1 protein-coding gene is annotated in these 581 nt (G+C 42.5%); it reads left to right on the top strand.

Translation table 11 applies throughout. From position 1 onward, the window contains the following. On the top strand, positions 1–581 hold a 581-nt coding region (locus ACK4HU_RS21975), incomplete at both ends, for a BamA/TamA family outer membrane protein (RefSeq protein ID WP_409810358.1).

Below are 581 nucleotides of genomic sequence, written 5' to 3'. Positions count from 1 at the left end.
AAGCGTTTCTTCCAAATGGAACTGCCGTGGAGGCGGTACAGCGGCCTACTTTAGCCAATATTCAAAAACATGATGGTACTTGGGATAGATTTAATTTATCCGGATTTGAAGATCGCTTCCAGTTCACCAGTATGTTGGCAGGAGCCTTGATCTATGATACCCGTGACTTGGAGCCAGACCCAAGCAAAGGAGTTTTTTTACAATACTCTCATGAATATTCTGCACCTTGGTTGGGTTCTGACTTTAACTTCAACAAATTTATGGTGCAAGGCCAGTTCATCCATACCTTCCATCGCTGGAAAAATGATAGAAATAGGTTGACTTTTGCAGGTTTAGCAGCATTTGGACATATCTTGGGCCCAAATATCAACTTTATTGAAATGTGGGATTTATCTTCCCAAGCAGAGGCGGGTGGAATTTTAGTATTAGGTGGAGGTCGATCACTAAGAGGTTATAGGGAAGCTCGTTTCTTGGCACCGACAGTTGGTCTAGTGAATTTGGAAATGCGCGCACGTCTACACGATTTTAATGCGTTTAATCAGCATTTTGCATTAGGCATCACTCCGTTCTATGACTTTGGT

Origin of the sequence: Algoriphagus sp. (assembly GCF_046296635.1) — a bacterium.
In the GTDB taxonomy this organism is placed as follows: Bacteria; Bacteroidota; Bacteroidia; order Cytophagales; family Cyclobacteriaceae; genus Algoriphagus.
The sequence above is the reverse complement of the archived record's forward strand: the minus strand, read 5'-3'. Positions and strand labels throughout refer to the sequence as shown.